General features: G+C 73.2%; 4 protein-coding genes. 1 reads left to right on the top strand and 3 read right to left on the bottom strand.

All coding sequences use genetic code 11. The features are described from left to right. A partial coding sequence (locus tag H5J33_RS26640; RefSeq protein WP_181797394.1) for a GNAT family N-acetyltransferase occupies positions 1-1,841 on the bottom strand: 1,841 nt, incomplete at its 3' end. A 175-nt stretch (positions 1,842-2,016) separates the two neighbouring features. Between H5J33_RS26640 and H5J33_RS26635 the strand changes: the two genes are divergently transcribed. Next, positions 2,017-2,298, top strand: a complete 282-nt coding sequence (locus tag H5J33_RS26635; protein ID WP_030609104.1) for an HPr family phosphocarrier protein — start codon at positions 2,017-2,019, stop codon at positions 2,296-2,298. Positions 2,299-2,558: 260 nt separating this feature from the next. Here the strand turns inward: H5J33_RS26635 and H5J33_RS26630 are convergent, their stop codons facing one another. Together H5J33_RS26630 and H5J33_RS26625 are read right to left on the bottom strand one after the other, a co-directional pair. Beyond that, a complete protein-coding gene (locus H5J33_RS26630) occupies positions 2,559-3,245 on the bottom strand; it encodes a GntR family transcriptional regulator (RefSeq protein WP_181797393.1) in 687 nt (228 codons plus the stop codon). A 193-nt stretch (positions 3,246-3,438) separates the two neighbouring features. Continuing rightward, positions 3,439-3,902 (bottom strand): M23 family metallopeptidase (locus H5J33_RS26625; RefSeq protein WP_181797392.1); only part of this gene is annotated, 464 nt, incomplete at its 5' end.

Here is a 3,902-nt window from a genome sequence, read left to right as displayed (position 1 = left end):
GCCAGCCCGCCCAGCTCGACATGGACCACCAGCACCGGCTTGCCCGGCACCGCCGCCGCGGCCGACCGCAGCGCCTCCGCCAGCTCCGCGTCCCCCGGCGACCCCTCCCCGATCGCGGGGATCGCCGTGACGACGACGGCGTCGTTCGTGTCGTCGGCCAGCGCGTCGGCCAGCGCCCGGTGGAAGTCCTCCGCCGTCGCCTCGGTGGTCAGGTCCACCGGCCGGGCCGGCCGCAGCCCCTCGGCCACACACCGGTCGTACGTCAGCACGCCCAGCGACTCGGAGTTGCCGAGGATGGCCACGCGGGGTCCCGCGGGCAGCGGCTGCCGGGCGAGCAGCAGCCCGGCGTCCACCAGCTCGGTGATGGTGTCGACCCGGATCACCCCGGCCTGCCGCAGCAGCGCGGACACCGTCGCGTAGGGCAGCCGGGTGGCGCGTACGGCGTGCCCCTGCGGGGCGGTGCCGGTGCCCTGCACGACGACCAGCGGCTTGGCCGCGGCCGTCCGCCGGGCTAGCCGGGTGAACTTGCGGGGGTTGCCGATGGACTCCAGGTACATGAGGACGACGTCGGTGTCCGGGTCGTCGTACCAGTACTGCAGGACGTCGTTGCCGGAGACGTCGGCGCGGTTGCCGGCGGAGACGAACGTGGAGACGCCGGTGACGCCGGTCACCCCTCCCCCGCGCCGGTGCAGCCGGGACAGCAGGGCGATGCCGATGGCGCCGGACTGGGCGAACAGCCCGATGCGGCCGGGGCGGGGCGGCTCGGGGGCGAGCGAGGCGTTCAGCCGGACGTCCTCGGCGGTGTTGATGATCCCGAAGGCGTTGGGGCCGATGAGCCGCATGCCGTGGGCGCGGGCGGCCCGGACGAGCGCGCGCTGCCGTTCGCGCCCCTCGGGCCCGCTCTCGGCGTACCCGGCGGAGAGCACGACCAGTCCCTGGACGCCGTGTTCGCCGCACTCGGCGACCACGGCGGGCACGTGCTCGGCCGGCACGGCGACGACGGCGAGGTCCACGTGCCCGTCGATGTCGCGCACCGAGCGGTACGCGGGCACCCCGTCGATCTCCTCGAGGTCCTCGGGGAAGGCCTTGTTCACGGCGTGCAGCGGGCCCGCGTAGCCGGCCTCGCGGATGTTGCCGAGGATGCTGCGGCCCACCCCGCCGGGAGCGCGGCCGACGCCGACGACCGCGACCGAGCCGGGCGCGAGGAGCCGCCGGACCGAGCGGGCCTCGGCGCGCTGCTCCCGGGCGTGCTGCACGGCCATGGACCGGTCGGTGGGTTCGAGGTCCAGCTCCAGGCGTACGACGCCGTCCTCGAAGCTGCGCTTCTGGGTGTAGCCGGCGTCCGTGAACACCTTGATCATCTTGGTGTTGGCGGGGAGCACCTCGGCGGCGAAGCGGCGGATGCCGCGCTCGCGCGCGACGGCCGCGATGTGTTCCAGGAGGGCGGAGGCGACCCCGCGGCCGTGGTGGGCGTCCTGGACCAGGAAGGCGACCTCGGCCTCGTCGGCGGGCGCGGAGGCGGGCAGGCCGTCGGTGCCGATCCGGTCGTAGCGTACGGTGGCGATGAACTCGCCGCCGATGGTGGCCGCGAGTCCCACCCGGTCCACGAAGTCGTGGTGCGTGAAGCGGTGGACGTCCTTGGCGGACAGGCGTGGGTACGGCGCGAAGAAGCGGTAGTACTTCGACTCGTCCGAGACCTGCTCGTAGAAACTGACCAGGCGGTCGGCGTCATCGACGGTGATGGGCCTGATGCGCGCGGTGCCGCCGTCGCGCAGCACCACGTCCGCCTCCCAGTGGGCGGGGTACTGGTGCCGGTCCTGCCGGTCCGCCGAGGTGTGCATGGGCCCCAGAGTAAGGGTCGCGTACGACAACGGCGCGAGGCACTCTATGGGGGCGACGCCGGACCGAGGCCGCGGTCCGGGGTCGCGCCGGTGCGGTCCTTCGGGTCCGCTCCGGGCACGCTTCACGATATGGGAAACTGGTCTAGACAACCTGAGCACTGAAGGGCAGCAACACATGGCTGAGCGCCGCGTCAACGTCGGCTGGGCCGAGGGCCTCCACGCCCGCCCCGCTTCTCTCTTCGTCCGAGCCGCCACGGCCACAGGCGTCCCGGTGACGATCGCCAAGGCCGGGGGCAACCCCGTCAACGCGGCCTCGATGCTGGCCGTCCTGGGTCTGGGCGCCCAGGGTGGCGAGGAGATCGTCCTCGCCTCCGACGCCGAGGGCGCCGACGCCGCCCTGGACCGTCTGGCCAAGCTGGTCTCCGAGGGCCTGGAGGAGCTGCCCGAGACCGTCTGAGCAGGACCGGGAAGCCGCGTCGCCCGCACCGGGCGGCGCGGCTTCCGCGTTTCCGCCGCCGAGTGCGCCGGGCTGCCTGCGGCTTTCCGCCCGGCCGAATTCCCGGGCGGCCTCGCTGGCCGCGCCGGCCGCGCCCGCCCGCCCTGCGTGACCGTTAATTCCCGGTCCCGCGAAAGGGTGGCCCATGAAAAGGGCGCCCGCGGAAAGGGCAGCGGAAAACACTGCCGCCGAATAACCCTTCTTTGTATACGGCGCCCGTGTTAATGCCGCAGGCCCGACATGTTTACGGCATGTTGCGAAGTCCTCACACGCTCCCCGGCGCCGGGAAAACGCAGCCGGTGCGCGCCCGCAGCGCGTTCGGCGTGCAGTGCCGTCACCGCCCGCGCGCGTTCGCCGTCCCCGCGCGCCACCGCGTCCACGATCGCGCCGTGCTCCGCCCAGGACTCCACCGGGCTCACCGGGGGCTCCACCGCGTACATCCAGGCGATCTTGTGCCGCAGCTGGGTCAGCGTCGAGGTCAGCGCGGGGCTGCCGCAGGCCTGGGCGAGCGTCTCGTGGAACCAGCCGCCGAGCGAGCGCAGATCCTCGCTGTTGCCCTTCCTGGCCCGTTCCTGGCCCAGCCGGACCAGGCCGCGCAGCACCTTCAGATGGGCCTCCGTGCGCCGCTGGGCGGCCCGCGCGGCGCCCAGCGGCTCCAGCAGCGTCCGCATCTCCAGCACGTCGGCGGCCTCCTGTTCGGTCGGCTCGGCCACGCACGCGCCCGCGTGCCGGCGCGTCACCACGAACCCCTCGGCCTCCAGCGTGCGCAGCGCCTCACGGACGGGGACGCGCGAGACGCCGTAGCGGCGGGCCAGCACTTCCTCGGTGAGCCGGCTGCCGCGCTCGTAGACACCCGCGACGATGTCGTCCCGGACAGCGGTGCACACCGAGTGCGCCGGAATACGCATGACCGACCTCCGCCTTAATCCCCGTGAAACGCCGACGATGGACGCTTATACCGTGACTCTATTCCAGCGCGGCGGAATTTCCGACGGCGGGCGGTAATCGATGGATATTTTTTGGACAAGAGTCCGGCGGGCGGGGTGGAAAACGGCGAAAGCCCCGGCTCGGTGAGCCGGGGCCGCCGGAAACGCGCGGGGGTCAGATGTGCACGCCGTGCCCGCGGAGGTAGGCGACGGGGTCGATGTCCGAGCCGTAGTCGGGCGTCGTGCGCGCCTCGAAGTGGAGGTGCGGGCCGGTGACGTTGCCCGTGGCGCCGGACAGCCCGATCTGCTGGCCCGGCTCGACCTGCTGGCCCACCGTGACGCCGATGGAGGACAGGTGCCCGTACTGCGTGTACATGCCGTCCGCCATCCGGATCACGACCTGGTTGCCGTAGGCGCCGCCCCAGCCGGTGGCGACGACCGTGCCGGCGCCCACCGAGTGCACCGCGGTGCCGCTGGCCGCGTGGAAGTCGATGCCGGTGTGCGAACCGGAGGACCACAGGGAGCTAGAGGCCTGGTAGGCCGTGGAGACGTAGGAGTGCGCGATGGGGGCGACGAAGGTGTTCAGCCGGCGGCGCTCGGCCTCGCGCGCGGCGCGGACCCGCTCCTCCTCGGCCCGCT

Origin of the sequence: Streptomyces sp. WELS2 (genome assembly GCF_013870595.1) — a bacterium.
In the GTDB taxonomy this organism is placed as follows: Bacteria; Actinomycetota; Actinomycetes; order Streptomycetales; family Streptomycetaceae; genus Streptomyces.
Note: the sequence above shows the minus strand (reverse complement) of the source record. Positions and strands in the feature narration are given on the sequence as shown.